At 36.4% G+C, this 16,289-nt stretch carries 12 protein-coding genes; 6 read left to right on the top strand and 6 right to left on the bottom strand.

The window, feature by feature from the left end:
- Positions 1-10: 10 nt before the first annotated feature.
- From ACFINZ_RS06005 to ACFINZ_RS05980, 6 genes are all read right to left on the bottom strand, one after another.
- A complete protein-coding gene (locus ACFINZ_RS06005; RefSeq protein WP_375701230.1) occupies positions 11-1,672 on the bottom strand; it encodes an NAD+ synthase in 1,662 nt (553 codons plus the stop codon).
- Positions 1,673-1,792: 120 nt separating this feature from the next.
- Positions 1,793-3,172 carry a class II 3-deoxy-7-phosphoheptulonate synthase gene (locus tag ACFINZ_RS06000; RefSeq protein ID WP_375618353.1) on the bottom strand — a complete coding sequence of 460 codons (1,380 nt, stop codon included), beginning with the start codon at positions 3,170-3,172 and terminating at the stop codon, positions 1,793-1,795.
- Positions 3,173-3,240: 68 nt separating this feature from the next.
- Positions 3,241-4,632: a glutathione-disulfide reductase gene (gene gor, locus ACFINZ_RS05995; RefSeq protein ID WP_375701229.1), complete on the bottom strand. Its 1,392-nt coding sequence runs from the start codon at positions 4,630-4,632 to the stop codon at positions 3,241-3,243.
- A 204-nt stretch (positions 4,633-4,836) separates the two neighbouring features.
- Entirely contained in the window at positions 4,837-5,406 is a 570-nt protein-coding gene (locus ACFINZ_RS05990; RefSeq protein WP_375632798.1) for a DUF2059 domain-containing protein, read from the bottom strand.
- A 78-nt stretch (positions 5,407-5,484) separates the two neighbouring features.
- Positions 5,485-6,216, bottom strand: coding sequence for a ribose-5-phosphate isomerase RpiA (gene rpiA / locus ACFINZ_RS05985; protein WP_375618356.1), 732 nt, complete (start codon positions 6,214-6,216; stop codon positions 5,485-5,487).
- A 482-nt stretch (positions 6,217-6,698) separates the two neighbouring features.
- Positions 6,699-8,957: a ComEC/Rec2 family competence protein gene (locus ACFINZ_RS05980; protein WP_375632796.1), complete on the bottom strand. Its 2,259-nt coding sequence runs from the start codon at positions 8,955-8,957 to the stop codon at positions 6,699-6,701.
- A gap of 111 nt (positions 8,958-9,068) precedes the next feature.
- On the opposite strand from ACFINZ_RS05980, the gene gltX reads away from it, so the two are divergent.
- The 6 genes from gltX to ACFINZ_RS05950 all read left to right on the top strand — a co-directional run bounded on the left by gltX (position 9,069) and on the right by ACFINZ_RS05950 (position 16,237).
- Positions 9,069-10,499, top strand: coding sequence for a glutamate--tRNA ligase (gltX, locus tag ACFINZ_RS05975; protein WP_375701228.1), 1,431 nt, complete (start codon positions 9,069-9,071; stop codon positions 10,497-10,499).
- A gap of 261 nt (positions 10,500-10,760) precedes the next feature.
- Positions 10,761-12,056, top strand: a complete 1,296-nt coding sequence (gene gltA, locus ACFINZ_RS05970; protein WP_375618359.1) for a citrate synthase — start codon at positions 10,761-10,763, stop codon at positions 12,054-12,056.
- Positions 12,057-12,761: 705 nt separating this feature from the next.
- Entirely contained in the window at positions 12,762-13,514 is a 753-nt protein-coding gene (locus ACFINZ_RS05965; RefSeq protein WP_375618360.1) for a transporter substrate-binding domain-containing protein, read from the top strand.
- A 465-nt stretch (positions 13,515-13,979) separates the two neighbouring features.
- Positions 13,980-14,732: a transporter substrate-binding domain-containing protein gene (locus ACFINZ_RS05960; protein ID WP_375632791.1), complete on the top strand. Its 753-nt coding sequence runs from the start codon at positions 13,980-13,982 to the stop codon at positions 14,730-14,732.
- Between the two features lie 78 nt (positions 14,733-14,810).
- A complete protein-coding gene (locus tag ACFINZ_RS05955; protein WP_375632790.1) occupies positions 14,811-15,533 on the top strand; it encodes an ABC transporter permease in 723 nt (240 codons plus the stop codon).
- Entirely contained in the window at positions 15,530-16,237 is a 708-nt protein-coding gene (locus tag ACFINZ_RS05950) for an ABC transporter permease (protein WP_375632788.1), read from the top strand. The genes ACFINZ_RS05955 and ACFINZ_RS05950 overlap by 4 nt, the downstream gene beginning before the upstream one ends.
- The last annotated feature ends 52 nt before the right edge of the window (positions 16,238-16,289 follow it).

Here is a 16,289-nt window from a genome sequence, read left to right as displayed (position 1 = left end):
AACATAATACTCAATTTTTATCGCGAAAATGATTGACTATAGGATAGCGACGATCGCGTCCGAAATTCTTGTAACTGATTTTTACACCGGGTGCAGATTGTCGCCTTTTATATTCAGCACTATAAAGAAGCTGTTCAATTTTCTCAACAATTTCCCGTGAATACCCACGTTGAACAATATCACCAATACTCATGTCATTTTCTACAAGAGATTGCAAAATATCATCTAGAATAGGATAAGGTGGAAGTGAATCTTCATCTTTTTGATTTTCCCGCAGCTCTGCAGAAGGCGCTTTTTCTATAATATTGGATGGAATGACAATTCCTTCTGGTCCTCTCAAATTGTGCAAGTGATTTTTATTGCGCCACTCAGCTAATGCATAAACCTGCATTTTATAAATATCTTTAAGAGGATTAAACCCGCCATTCATATCCCCATACAATGTTGCATATCCCACAGCCATTTCTGACTTATTGCCTGTCGTTACCACCATTGAGCCGAATTTATTTGAAAGCGCCATTAAAAGTGTACCGCGTATACGACTTTGAAGATTTTCTTCTGTGACGTCAGAGGATAACCCTGAAAAAACAGGTGCCATTGTCTTTAAAAAAGCCTCAACAGGTTGTGCAATCGGTATGATTTCATAACAACATCCCAAAAGATCAGCACATTCTTTGGCATCTTTTAATGATTCTTGCGAAGTATAATGATAGGGCATCATAATGGTGCGAACCCTCTCAGCACCAAGAGCATCCACCGCCATTGCTGTACACAGGGCTGAATCAATTCCTCCTGAAAGACCAAGAATAACATCCTTAAAGCCGTTTTTATTAACGTAATCTTTCAACCCTAAAACACAAGCTTGATAATCGGCCGCTAATCCATTGAGAAGACTTTCTTTAGGACCTGAAATACAGTGCCATCCCGTCGTTGTTTTTTGCCAATGGCTTAAAGCAATATGGCTATCAAAGTGTTTCATTTGAAATATCTTTTTGCCTTGTCCATTCAAGGCAAAAGACCCGCCATCAAAAACGAGCTCATCTTGACCACCAACTTGATTAGCATAAATAATTGGCACCCCAGATCGTAGGGCTTGCGTATGAACAACATCTATACGTTTTAAGGTTTTATTACGATAGTAGGGAGATCCGTTAAGGACAAGAATAATTTCCGCTCCTTTATTACCAAGCTCCGTACAAAGTGAAGAATCATTCCAAATATCTTCACAAATCACTATTCCTAGTCCTACCCCACGATAGATAAGAGGCTTAGGTCGTGGTCCTGAAGAAAATAAACGCTTTTCATCAAATTCAGCATAATTAGGTAAATCAAACTTCAAACTTTCGGCAATGACTCGCCCTTCATCAAGAAGCATGACACCGTTGTAAATATTGCCATTGCGTCTTAATGGAAGTCCAATGACAATTCCTGGTCCGCCTACGGTTATCTTTGCTAATTTCTCAACAGTCTCTTCACATGTTTTTGTAAAAGCAGGTTTTAGAACAAGATCTTCCGGCGAATAAGCGCTTATAAAAAGTTCCGTGAATAAAACAAGATCTGCCCCCTCTTCTTTGGCCTTTTGATGCGCCATGACAGCTAAAGAAAAATTCCCCTCAATATCACCGACAATAGGATTTAATTGAGCAATTGATACCCGAAAATCATTTTTCATAAGCCTTTGTATCATTTCATCAGTTTAGTAACCACAACTTTATTCTTCATCATCGGAAATATCATTTTTAAAAATTCTCTTCTGCCATAATGACCTAAAAAAATATTAGGCAAATTTTTGCTACCCCCCAGCAGCAATTGCTAACGAGTCAGTCACGCGATTTTTTTTAAGGAGTTCAGCAACAAGAAAAGCCAATTCTAACGCTTGATCTGCATTTAACCGTGGATCACATTGCGTATGATAACGATCAGATAAATCGTCCACAGAAATGGCATGTGCCCCTCCTGTACATTCAGTAACATCACGACCTGTCATCTCAATATGAATGCCTCCTGGATAAGTTCCCTCTCCACGATGCACTGCAAAAAAATTCTCTACTTCTTTTAAAACATAATCAAAGGGACGCGTCTTATAACCATTGGCAGTAATTGTATTGCCATGCATTGGATCACATGACCATATAACCGCACGCTTCTCGCGTTCAACGGCACGGATGAGTTTAGGCAGATAACTTTCAACTTTATCATAACCAAAGCGCGTAATGAGAGTAAGCCGCCCCAGCTCGTTTTCAGGATTTAAAATATCAATTAATTTTAAAAGCTCATCAGACTCAATGGAAGGACCACATTTTAATCCTATAGGATTCTTAATGCCGCGACAATATTCAACGTGAGCATGGTCAATCTGACGCGTACGGTCACCAATCCATAACATATGACCAGATGTTGCATACCAATTTCCTGAAGTTGAATCAATCCGAGTCAAAGCCTCTTCATAACCAAGCAACAGTGCTTCATGACTGGTATAAAAAGATGTTTCACGCAATGAAGAATGTGTTTTGGATGTAATCCCTATAGAACGCATAAAATCAATTGCTTCAGAAATACGCTCTGCCAATAATTCATAACGTTCTCCCTGCGGACTGTTAGAAACAAAACTCAACATCCATGTGTGAACATTTTCTAAATTAGCATAGCCACCTTGTGAAAAAGCACGCAATAGATTAAGTGTTGCCGCAGATTGGCGATAAGCCATAGACATCCGTTGCGGATCTGGAATACGAGAACCTGCTTCAAATTCAATGCCATTAATAATATCCCCACGATAAGCAGGAAATTCAACTCCCTCTTTTCTTTCAATATCAGAAGAGCGAGGCTTTGCAAATTGACCAGCAATACGACCAATTTTAACAACCGGTTTAGAACTACCAAAGGTCAAAACAATCGCCATTTGCAAAAATACACGAAAAAAATCACGGATATTATCAGCTTCATGTTCTGCAAAGCTTTCGGCACAATCACCACCTTGCAATAAAAAAGCTTGTCCTTTTGCAACAGCTGCTAATTCATTTTTTAAATCACGTGCTTCACCGGCAAAAACTAAAGGAGGGTAACTTCTCAGTTTTCGTTCAACATCTTCTAACATAGACTTATCCGGATAAGTCGGAACTTGTTTAATTGGCCTTGTTCTCCAAGAGTCAGGTGCCCATTCTTTTATCATTACACTCTCTCTAAAGATTAATCTTACAGATTGGCATATCAAAAGCTTTTTACCGCAATATATGCTGTTTAACTTTCTATTTTCTTCCCATTTTCATATATATAACTTGGTTTATACATCGTTACCAATTCTTCTGCCATCGTTGGATGCACTGCCATCGTTTCATCAAAGATATCCTTCGTTAGCTTTCCTTTGAGAGCTATCCCAATAAGCTGTGCCATCTCACCAGCGTTTTCCCCTAAAATATGAGCGCCCACAACAATACGGCTTTCACCATCAACAATGAGTTTCATAAGCATTTTCTCTGAACTACCAGAAAGAACATTACGCATAGGACGAAAAACTGTACGATAAATTTCAAGACTCTTATAACGCTTTACCGCCTCCTCTTCTGAAAGACCAACCGTTCCAATCTCTGGCTGTGAAAAAACTGCTGTTGTAATTAAATCATAATCAGGTGTTGTTGGAATATTCTCAAATGCTGTCTTAACAAAACACATTGCATCATGAATCGCAACAGGTGTTAATTGAATATGACCTGTTACATCACCAACAGCCCAAATATGGGGTACATTCGTTGTCATTCTTTCATCAACAACAACTGCACTAAATTCATCCACCTTAACACCTGCCCGCTCAAGTCTTAAACCTGTTGTATTTGGTACACGCCCCGTAGCCAACATAATCTGATCGGCTCTGATTATTTTCCCATTTGATAAAATAACTTCATAACAATTTTCTGCAGCCTGCACTTTAGAAATTGTTACACCATAGAGAATAGAAATCCCTTTTTCAGTCATTTCATCGCTGAGCAATTGCCGCAAATCATGATCAAAACCACGAAGGATTAAATCACCACGATGGAGCAGCGTTGTTTTTACACCTAATTCATGAAAAATATTAGCAAATTCAACACCAATATACCCTCCACCAACAATGACTATTGATTTTGGGAGTTGATCAAGGTCAAAAATCTCATTAGAAGTGAGGCAAAATCCACCGCCTTCTATGGAAGTATTTGGTGCAACTTTTGCCCCTGTTGCAATCAAAATTTTTTCTGCACTGACCCGCTCACCCGTGGCAGAAAGCTCTAATGTGTGATCATCTACAAAAGTAGCACGACTTTCATAAATATGCACATTGTTATTCTCTAATCCCTTACGATACAGCCCTTCTAACCTTGATATTTCTTTATTTTTAGCTGCAACCAACTTTTCCCAACTAAAAATTGGATCCGCATATTTCCACCCAAAACCAACACTTTTCTTAAATTCTTTTACATATTGTGATGCATAAACATAAAGTTTTTTGGGAACACAGCCACGAATAACACAAGTGCCCCCTATACGATATTCCTCTGCTATAGCGACCCGCTTGCCAAGACCTCCAGCAAGCCGTGCTGCACGCACTCCACCAGAACCACTTCCAATAACAAATAAATCAAAGTCAAAAGAGCCCACGAATTATTCCTTCTTATACATCTGCAAGAGTAGGCTAAGATCTTTTATTATCAAATGAAAGTCTTTTTTTCTTTTGAAGAAGCCTTTTTTATAAAGCAGCATTCTAAAAGGACTTATTCTCATTAAAATATTTAAAACGGCGGGAAAACCGCCGCTATTTTAAAAATCAGAAATTGCCCATTGGTTGTCATGATATCAATCAAGCTATTTTTTATTTCCTGAAGATTCTGATTTTATAGGCACATTTGTAGGCATCGTAGAATTATTCAAATTAAGTGTTTCAGACATCTCTTTTCTCACATTTTCTACAAGATCCTGCATAAAAGCAGTACGCCATATATCAAATGCTGAGTAAGAATCACGTGCGATATTGGGAACTTCTGTCAAAAACTTTTTACCGGTATCAGAATTATAAAATGTTGTTATTGCATCAAGCTCTTTTTGAGTAAAATATTTTGCATATACATGAGCAATCTCTTTTTCTAGATCAGAGCGCCTTTTAATTAAAGCAAGCGCCTGCTTATCAACAATATCAGAAATATCCGCTGCCAAGTTTGGATCATCCCTCATCAGTACAGTTTTAAGATCTTCTACCGCATTTGGTAAAAAACTATCAAACTGATCCGTTGCGTGAATGGCACTTATAGCTTTTCTAGCTGAATCTAAATGTTGATCGCTCACACCTTGTGCATAAGCCATTCCAATATTCACAACAAAAACGACAACTACACCCAAATATACGACAAAACGCTGAAAAGAAAATATTATTTTCATTTAATGATTACCCCGATCGCTAATTATAATTTTAATTCGTTATTCTACCTAAAATCTTTAAGACCCTTTTTTACTGTGCTAACATATCGTCATGAAACTGTCTTCTCTAAAATCAAAAGATTCTAAAATTTTTGTTTGACCATCAGCCATAGCGACAATTGCACGTGAAGCCAACCCCAAAAAAAGTCCATGCTCAACAACACCAGGAATAGCAAGAAGTGCATCCGATAATGGTTTTGGTTGCAAAATGCAGCCCCAAAATGCATCAAGAATAAAATGGCCACCATCTGTTTCAAAAGGATTTTTTCCATTCATTCGCAATGCAATTTTTCCAGAAAGCCCTAAATCATCAGCAACTTTTTCAATGGCTCTGCATGTTGTGTGGATACCAAATGGATTAACTTCAATTGGTAGTGCAAAAGCACCAAGTCTTTTTACCACCTTTGTTTCATCCGCAATGACAAGCATTGCACGAGATGCCGACGCTACAATTTTTTCATACAACAATGCTCCCCCTCCCCCTTTAATGAGCATCATCTCAGGACCAATTTCATCTGCTCCGTCAATATCAAGATCCAGCTCAGGTATTTGTTCTAAAGTGCTAACAGGCACTCCAAACTTATGACAGAGTTGTTCAGAATATTTTGAAGTAGCAACACCAGTCACCCGCAAACCATCCGCAACACGCTCACCTAGAAGACGAATAAATTCATTGACTGTCGAACCAGATCCGATTCCAAGCCGCATACCATCTTCCACAAACTCAAGCGCTTTAATAGCTGCCATTTTTTTTAACTGCTGAACATTCATGAATGACTTTGCCTTCTATCCGTATAAGCAGCATTAATCACCCCTATTACCACCGATAATAATGATAATAAAAGATAACCTCTTGACGCAATCTATTTAAATTGACCATCATCTTTTGCTTGAAGAGATGTTACTCGTTATAGAAATATATGATAAGAATAAAATAGAATAATCAACAATTATCTTTTTTATTTCTTTGAGAATATTTGTTAGCATTTTTCTCATTCAATAAGAATTTTTGATTTATTTTGTGCTATCAATAGGATGCACAAAAATGCACATATCAATTTTTTTGAAAAAATTAAAATGATCAGATATAAAAAATCATCTATTTCTAGAAAACTGTAGATTATTATCTCATTTCAATGACGTTGATAAACTTACCAATTTAAATACCGTAAAATATTATGAGAAAAGTCTTCTGTTATTTTTTGTTTTGTCATTATCCAAATGTGAAGCAAAATATGACTGATTATATGTTTTTATGAACGCTGTCTGTGCATATTCCATGGTCTATGAAACCCTAGCGAAGACCAAATAATATCTCCACCTTTGGTCATCATAACGCTTCCTCGTGATAACAATTGTTGAGGTATAAATATTGTTTTTGCCTTCTTGTAACAAGTTGGATTATGCATCACAAATGTCTGAATGAGAATATCTGCCTCTACACATTGACCTGTTTCTCTCTGTAAAACGATCACTTTTAATCCATTATCCAATAAAGATGTACATACATGATAATCACAAATAAATTGTCCGTGCAACGAAGGACCATATTTTGTTGGTTTAATCGTTTCCTTCACACGAAATGACTTTTTCCATATGGATGTCGTGAACTTAGAAATATGGTAACGATCAATATATAACTTTTTATCATGGATAACGCCCACGAGACGCATATTATCTGCTATAATCAGTTGTACAGGTGAATGCATTACACAAATAGAAATACCTGCCAAAATAAACAAACTAAAAAAGAGCCGGATGGGTGTTTTGCAAAAAGTCAGTCCAACCAAGCCTATACTCAATAAAACTAACGCTGATAACGGCATAAAACCAGGATTCAAATCAGGAGAAATAGCCTTGATAGCATGTGCAATCTTTATTACAAGATCAACTCCAAAACCCATAATTTGAAGAGGAAGCCATTCGAATCCTCCTAACATTGCAAGAACTGCGATTAATCCAAAGGGAATGACAAAAATTGAGATGACAGGCAAAGCAAAAGCATTACTGATAATGCTCAACGATGCCATATTAGAAAAATGATAAGCAGCATAAATTCCACTTGCACTCCCTGCAACAAAGGAAGAAGCACATGTTGAAAGCATCGATAAGAAAACAAAATTTATCACTCCTCCTCCAACATAAGAGGGAGTTGTTTTTCTTTTACGAAAAAATGACCTTCCACTCCACCAATCAAAAAAAGCGATCAAAGCAGCAGTCGCAGAAAAGGACATTTGAAAGCTAGGACCTAATATTTCATGGGGTGTCATCGCTAGAGTTATCAACCCTGCAATGGAAAAATTACGCATTGTTATAGCAGAGCGATTACACAATATAGCAACCAACATAACAGCAATCATCACAAAACTTCTTTGCGCTGATATTGCTAAGCCCGACAATAACAAATAAAAAGCTGTTATCATAAAAGCAACGATAGCAGCAAATTTTTTACTGGAATAATAGGAAGAAAAAACTGGAAAAAATGCTAAAAAACTACGGATACTCAAAAGAACTATGCAGCTTAACAACGCCATATGTAAACCTGATATTGATAAAATATGAGCTAATCCAGCTGTACGTAATGCTTCATTTGTCTCATTTGAAATACCAGCACGCTGCCCTGTTATGAGGGCAGCTGCAACACTCCCCTTTTCTCCTTCAAGGGCTATACGGATTCTTTGTGTCATCTTCGTGCGTAAATTTTCAATTTTCTGTAGAATGATAGCGAATATTCCATCAGGCTGCGAAACGGATATTTTTCTTGGTTTTCCTAAATAAACGCCTTGTGCTCCAATTCTTTTAAAATAATTATGAAAACTAAAATCGTAGCCTCCTGGACGCACCGGCCCAGAGAATGCACGAATCTTAACTTTTCCATGCAATCCATCACCAATCGCTAAGCCAGATGGCAAATATCTTGCCGATAAACGAACACGATGAAGACTATGGCGTAATACGGGATTTTCTGTATTCAAAATATCCAAAACTAAACGAAATCCTCCTTTGGCACCTGACTCAATAGAAACAATTCTTCCCGTCAATGTAGTGACAATGTCACTGCTTAGCATGGGTGTTGCAATACGCCACGTTTCTATTTTTGCCGCTAAAACACCCAATATAATACAAAACAGAAACCCCACGGGAATCCATATTTTTCGATAAAAACGTGCAACATAGAATATTCCCAGAAAAATACTGACCAACGCCCCCAATTGTCCCCAACTTGGTTCCCACTCTAAATGAAAATAGAAAATGATTCCTAGGGCAAAAAAGACTAAAATCAGCGAAAAAAGGATACCAAAAGAAACTTCTTTATTAATACAATCTTCTAACCATTTGCGAAAAAAAATGATTACTTCTTTTAAGAGTGTCAATAAAAAAAGTTTTTGTTGATTATAGCTACCGTTCTTTGCATCATCATACCTAGAAAAAACACTCTGCCCTATCTGACATGGCTTTTTTCTTTCTGTAACAGATTTTTCGGATAAACCCTCTTTACTTTTATAAAACATCAGTCCCCCACTTTAACTCGCAATACGGCTATTGCACGCCCCATCACTTATGCTAACATGACTTTTCTATAAAATTCCATAAGTAATATCTTAGTTTAAAGGAAAATATTCGTGTCTGTTATTACTCGTTTTGCCCCTTCACCCACTGGCTTCCTTCACATTGGTGGTGCTCGTACTGCTCTTTTTAATTGGCTTTATGCAAAACATACCGGTGGAAAAATGCTTTTACGAATTGAAGATACAGACCGAGAGCGTTCAACAGAAGCAGCTGTAAAAGCCATTATAGATGGCTTGCACTGGATGGGTCTTAGTTATGATGGCGCCCCTATTTCGCAATTCGAACGTGCAGAACGTCACCGCCAAATCGCTGAACAGTTGGTCAAGAATGGCAAAGCATATTATTGTTATGCTTCACCTGAGGAGTTAGCTGAAATGCGTGAAAAAGCCCGTACAGAAAGGCGCCCACCCCGTTATGATGGACGTTGGCGGGACCGTGATAGTTCTGAAGCTCCTAAAGGTGTTAAGCCTGTTATTCGCATCAAAGCCCCTCAAGATGGAGAAACGATCATACATGACCGTGTTCAAGGTGATGTCCGTTTTCCTAATAAAGATCTCGATGACTTTATTATTTTACGTTCTGATGGTTCGCCTACCTATATGCATGCTGTTGTCGTTGATGATCATGATATGGGCATCACACATATTATACGTGGTGACGATCATCTTACCAACGCAGCCCGACAAACGATTATCTTTAAAGCAATGGGATGGGACATTCCTGTTATGGCCCATATTCCTCTTATCCATGGTGAAAACGGTGCAAAATTATCAAAGCGACATGGTGCGCTCGGTGTTGATGCCTACCGAACAATGGGATATTTTCCTGCTGCTTTGCGCAATTACCTTGTCCGTTTAGGTTGGAGTCATGGTGATGACGAACTGATGTCACTTAAAGATATGATTTCTTGGTTTGATATTGAGGATATTAACAAAGGTGCTGCTCGTTTTGATCTCAAAAAACTCGATTCCATCAACGGACACTATATGCGTATGAGTAATGATCAAGAACTTTTTGATGCCGCTCTTAATATTCTACCAGAAACCGATAGGGGAGCACAAATTATTGAAAGACTTGATGAAAAACGCCGTGTTCAATTTTTAAAAGCAATCCCGCATTTGAAAGAACGTTCAAAAACACTGTGCGAACTGATTGACAATGCCTCCTTCATTTTTACGCAACGACCTTTACAACTTAATGAAAAAGCTCAAATACTCTTAGATAAAAATGGACGAACCATTTTAAACGATCTTTATCTTGCTCTGAAAGCTTGCCCCTCTTGGGATACAAAAACTCTAGATGAAACACTTCGCTCTTGTGTACAAACACAGAATCTCAAATTTGGATCTATCGCCCAACCACTTCGCGCAGCTCTTACAGGATGTGCAACATCACCAGGTGTTTTGGATGTTCTTATTTTATTAGGACGCGATGAATCCCTTCATCGCATCAAGGACCAACTTATCACAACAATATGCCCATGATGGACACTGAGTATATTTCCTCAAATAAGGATCTATACAGATATCTCAACGTGCCCTAAAAGAGTTTTTTATGTTATATCATTGAAATACATTTCTTATTGAGTAATAATGATCAACAAGGAAATATTTTTAGATTGCATGTACTCACTTTTAGAGGCAATCTACCCTTAAATAAGTAAGAAAAGCTTCAGTTATACATCCCCTACTCTGATGAAGCAGAGTCTTAATTTTTAGAAGTGAAGGATCTGAAAGGAATACCGAATGTCTGAGAATAACGCATATATTATTGTGAATGATAAAAAAGTAGAGCTTCCCTTGCGTAAAGGCACGAGTGGACCTGAAGTCATTGAAATTGCTTCTCTCTATAAAAAAACCGATATTTTTACTTATGATCCTGGTTTTACTTCAACAGCTTCTTGTGAATCAAAAATTACTTATATCGATGGTGATAAAGGCATATTGCTTTATCGTGGTTATCCTATTGATCAATTGGCTGAAAAAGGAGACTTTCTCGAAAGTTGTTATCTTTTACTTTATGGTGAACTCCCAACACAGCAAGAAAAAAATGAATTTGATCGATGTATTATGCAGCATACCATGGTCCACGAACAATTTGCACGCTTCTTCCATGGCTTCCGTCGTGATTCTCATCCTATGGCCGTCATGGTTGCCTGCCTTGGCGCTATGTCTGCGTTCTATCACGACTCTATTGATATTACAGATCCTCACCAGAGAATGATTGCTTCTGTTCGTCTTATCTCAAAAGTTCCAACGCTTGCTGCTATGGCCTATAAATACAGTATTGGACAAGCATTTGTTTATCCACGTAATGATCTTAGTTATGCTGCAAATTTCCTCCATATGTGCTTTGCTGTTCCTTGTGAAGAATATAAAACAAACCCTGTGCTTGCTCGGGCGATGGATCAAATCTTTACCCTTCATGCAGATCATGAACAAAATGCTTCTACATCTACCGTACGTCTTGCTGGATCCTCAGGTGCTAATCCGTTTGCCTGTATTGCAGCAGGTGTTGCATGCCTTTGGGGACCAGCACATGGTGGTGCCAATGAAGCATGCCTAAAAATGCTACAAGAAATAGGTTCTATTAAAAGAATTCCTGAATTTATTGCACGTGCAAAAGATAAAAATGATCCTTTCCGCCTTATGGGCTTTGGGCACCGTGTCTATAAAAATTATGATCCACGTGCAAAAATCATGCAAAAAACCTGTCATGAAGTTTTAAAAGAACTCAACATTCAAGATGACCCTCTTCTTGATATTGCAATAGAGCTTGAAAAAATTGCCTTAAGTGATGAATATTTTATTGAGAAAAAACTTTATCCCAATGTTGATTTCTATTCCGGCATTACATTAAAAGCTCTAGGTTTTCCAACTGAAATGTTTACTGTCCTTTTTGCATTGGCGCGCAGTGTCGGGTGGGTGGCACAATGGAAAGAAATGATTGAAGACCCTGCACAAAAAATTGGTCGTCCTCGACAACTCTACACAGGCTATGCTATGCGTGACTATGTTCCTATAGATGAACGTGCAAATTAAAAAAGAAATCAATAAAGCTTCAATTTACTGAAGCTTTATTGAGAGTAATCAAAAAACATCCTTTAAGAATTTTTATAAAACGTGATTTTAAAACTCTTTCTACAGAGATAACATCATCATAAAAATTTACTAAAAAATTCTAAGTTTTAGCTCTGTAAAGAAATTGAGAATACTCTTCTGCAAATTAGCCAAACATTTAGCAAAAAGAAATTGAAAATTTTACCTTATAATCCTCATTATCTTTAATGGAAATGTATTCCCTATTATTCCCCCATGTTTAAAAGCCTTATTACATATTAAAATCTAGCAATGTCAGAATTTTTCTTTCTATCTTCTTCAGATAAAATTGCAAAAAGCTTACATTAAGTGCTTCTCTAGTTAGAATAAAAACACTTTACATTTTGTTCTGTTAAAAGCTGAAATTTTCTTTGTATTTAAGTTAATAGTTTTTCTTTTAAAGATAAGTTATTGATTTTTAAATAAAATTATTAAAAATCACCCTATAATCAATAAGAGATGACCTTCTTTCCTGTGTTTTTTATTCCCATACTTGATAAAAAGAAATTACTTTTTTTATAATGATATTCAGCATAATGATAGCAAAATGAACACAGATAAATTTTTTACATTGCTCCAAAAGAGCTTACAGATTATAAAAATTCATGATGGTTTCATATTTGCCAGCTTATCTAATAGGAGAACATAATGAAATTATTAGCAGGAGCGCTTATAATAAGCGCGACACTGTTTACCCTATCGGCCAATTCTCAAACGCTGAAAATTGCAAGCGATGCTTCTTATCCGCCATTTAGTTATATCGACTCAAATAACAAACTGCAAGGGTTTGATATTGATATATCTTATGCGCTTTGTAAAAAAATGAATGTTGAATGTACTATTGTCACACAAGACTTTGAGGGGATGATTCCCGGTCTTCTTGCCAAAAAATATGATGCTATCGTTTCTTCCCTTTCTCCTACAAAAGAGCGCTTACAAAAAATTGATTTTACAGATCCTTACTACAACACAGCACTCGCTGTTATCGTTACCAAAAATTCGGAAATTAAAGAAATCTCAACACAAGCCTTTAGAGGTAAAAACCTTGGTGTACAATCAAATACAACACAAGCTGCATATGCGGAAGATCATTATGCCTCTGAAGGAGTTAATATCAAACTTTATCCTACAGCAACAGAAGTTAATCGTGATCTTTTAAGCCATCGGCTTGATATCATCATCTTTGATAAATTAAAAGCATTAAATTGGCTTGAAAATGAAGGAAAAGACTGCTGTCTCCTCTTGGGAACTCTAAAAGAAACAAATTTTCCTATTGCAATTGCACTCCGTCAAAATAATAATGATCTTAAAAACAGTTTTAATAAAGCAATAGAAGAAATCCGCGCCGATGGAACCTATGAGAAAATTATGAGAAAATATTTTACTTTCGATATCAATTAGATAGTACTATGAATTAAAACTCAATCTGTATATTTAAGGAGTATTTTTTAAATCTTTATTGGACATGCAGGTATAATTAGAAATTCGGCATTTTTATAAGAAAATTTACATTTATCAAAATAACTTTAATTGCTCCTTGAGAGCTAAACATTTTGTAGAATCTAATGACAACAATAAGGTTGTATTTTTATCGTATTAAAATCTAATTTTTTTTATGTTCAAATTTAATAGCCTTATTTTCAAGAAAAATCCTCAGTTTTTACTCATGAAATGATTCAAATCAAAAATTTCGTGAAAATTAAGCTATCATACAAGCAATAAGATATTTATTCTTTTTTTATCAATAATGCCCAACATAATGATCTAAAATAAACATCAATAAATTTTTGAATTGCTCCCAAAAAGCTTACGGATTATAAAAACATAATGATTTCATATTGCCCGCTTATCCAATAGGAGAACATCATGAAACTATTAGCAGGAGCTCTTATAATAAGCGCCGCACTATTCACCCAATTGGCTGATGCGAAAACATTAAAAATTGCGAGTGAAGGCACCTATCCTCCCTTCAGTTATATTGACTCAAATAATAAATTGCAGGGACTTGATATTGATATATCTTATGCACTCTGTAAAAAAATGAATGTTGATTGTACTATTGTTACACAAGACTTCGAGGGAATGATCCCTGGACTTATTGCAAAAAAATATGATGCTATCATTGCTTCCCTCTCTCTCACACAAGAGCGTTTACAAAAAATTGACTTCACAGATCCTTACTACGATACAGCACTGGCTGTTATTGTTACCAAAGCTTCGGGAATTAAAGAAATCTCGACAAAAGACTTTAGAGGTAAAAATCTTGGTGTGCAATCAAATACAACACAAGCTTTCTATGCAGAAGATCATTTTGCCTCTGAAGAGGTGAAAATAAAACTCTATCCTTCCACAATAGAAGTGAATCGTGATCTTTTAAATCATCGACTTGATGTGATTATTGTTGATAAATTACAAGCATTAAATTGGCTTAAAAATGAAGGAAAAGATTGTTGTCTCCTCTTGGGAACTCTAGAAGAAACAAGATTTCCTGTTGCAATTGCAGTCCGTCAAAATAATAATGATCTTAAAAATAAGTTCAATGAAGCAATAAAAGAAATCCGTTTGGATGGAACTTATGAAAAAATTATGAGAAAATATTTTACAAGTGATGTTTATTAAATATCAATATGATATTTAATAAAACCCGTTGGTTATTGCTAAAAAATATTATCTAACTCTTTCATGAGGAATATAAGAATGATTGAAAATTTAGCATTGCTATCATTTAGCAATGGTGGATGGGGAGCAGTTATACTTTCCAGTGCAGGAATGACTTTGTCATTGGCATTATGTTGTGGACTTCTAGGATTTCCTCTAGGACTTCTCAATGCAGTGATGATTCGATCCAATATTAAGATGGCCAAAGCTATGGCACGCCTCTTTTCAACGATATTTCGTGGGCTACCAGAGCTTTTAACTTTGTTTTTAGTTTACTACGGATTACAAAGCCTTATTCAAAATTTATTTGACTATTTTAGTTTTGAAATCATGTTCAGTATCAATGCTTTTGTTGCTGGTGTTCTTGCCCTTAGTATGGTTCTTGCAGCTTTTTCTTGTGAAGTTTGGCTTGGAGCATTTAATATTTTTGATAAAGGTCAATATGAAGCAGCTAAAGCTTTAGGGCTTTCACGGTCAACCACATTTTTTCGTATTGTCTTCCCTCAGCTCATCCGAAATGCCTTGCCAGGACTTTCTAATAATTGGCTTACTTTACTGAAAGATACATCCCTTGTTTCTACCATCGCGCTTGTTGACCTCATGCGACAAACGAATCTAGCTGTCGCTGCTACCAATAAACCCATGCTATTTTATTTTGTAGCATGCTTACTCTATTTGTTATTTTCAGCGGTTTTTACTGCAATCTTACGCTATTTGGAAACATACACTCAAATAGGCTATAAAAAGGTGCTAGGTCAATGATTCCTGAGTGGCTTTATTTTCTTTTTAATCCTGATCTTTTAAGTCATTATGGACCAAAATTTATTAATGGCTTTATTGTTACTGTTGAACTTGTTTCTATTTCTTGTTCTCTAGGACTTTTTCTTGGTATGCTTATCGCTTTTGCACGTCTATCAGAGAATACATTTTTACAATATTTTGCAAATGCTTATGTCTATTTTTTCCGTGGCTCTCCTTTATTAGCTCAACTCTTTCTTTTTTATTATGGGCTTGGTTCAATGAACAGTTTTTGGCAACAAGTGGGGCTATGGTGGTTTTTTCAAAACGCGTGGTATTGTTGTCTTTTTATTTTTACACTCAATTCTGCTGCCTATCAATCTGAGATCTTTAAAGGAAGTTTTCTATCCGTAACAACTGGACAACGCGAAGCATCAAAAGCTTTAGGTTTAAGCAACTCTGTCACATTTTTTAGAGTTATTCTTCCACAAGCAATGATTGTAGCATTACGCCCCCTAGGAAATGAGTTGATTTTAATGATTAAATCCAGTGCTGTTGCCTCACTTATTACTGTTTATGATTTAATGGGGGTTGCTAAACTCGCTTATTCACGGACTTTCGATTTTCAAGTTTACGTTTGGGCTGCTCTTATCTATCTCTTTATCGTTGAACTCATTCATCGTTTTATTGTTTTTATCGAGCAGCGCCTCACTCGATATTTACGGTAAATAAAATGATCATAAAAAACTTTACCAAACCAAAATGTTGAATTAATCAAGT

It is taken from the genome of Bartonella sp. AA81SXKL (genome assembly GCF_042196945.1).
Taxonomy (GTDB): domain Bacteria; phylum Pseudomonadota; class Alphaproteobacteria; order Rhizobiales; family Rhizobiaceae; genus Bartonella.
Note: the sequence above shows the minus strand (reverse complement) of the source record. Positions and strands in the feature narration are given on the sequence as shown.